Consider the following 501-nt stretch of genomic DNA (forward strand, 5'->3'; position numbering starts at 1 on the left):
ATTGGGCAAGTAGCTCAGACATCTGCTGGCAGCTTGCGTCTTTGTATTTGTTTGGGTCTAGAGCGAGCGCTATGACCGTGTCGCGCACCTCCTGCGGGATAGCATGTTTGGGCTTGCGGCCTCTGTTCTTGTGGGCCAGGAACGCCACCCCTTGCTCCATCACTCCCTTTTTGAGGCGTTTTACCTGGCGTTCACTAAGGTTTAGGAGCCGTGCTGCCTGTGAGATAGACAGTCTGCCAACGACGACTTGTTCGATGACGTATACTCGACGTGCTTCCTCTTGGCTCAAGAAAACGTTCACTCCCATGGTGACATCATTCCAGAGCCAAGCAAGAAGCGCAAGGCGTCCGGTCCGGGGATGTCACCGAAATCCTGCCGCCCACTCCAGCCCCGGGGCTGGAGTGGGCGCTCCGGACCCCTACGGATCCAGAGTGTACTGCCTGGGGGGGGTGACATTTTCTCAGACCGCTTACAGGGTGACATTATCACAGGCCGACGACA

1 protein-coding gene is annotated in these 501 nt (G+C 57.1%); it reads right to left on the bottom strand.

Features of this window, described 5'->3' with window-relative positions; all coding sequences use genetic code 11:
• Positions 1-289, bottom strand: a 289-nt coding sequence (locus NUW12_13105) for a helix-turn-helix domain-containing protein (protein ID MCR4403679.1), incomplete at its 3' end; no start/stop codon positions are given.
• Positions 290-501: the final 212 nt, after the last annotated feature.

This window comes from Bacillota bacterium, assembly GCA_024653485.1.
In the GTDB taxonomy this organism is placed as follows: domain Bacteria; phylum Bacillota; class SHA-98; order UBA4971; family UBA4971; genus UBA6256.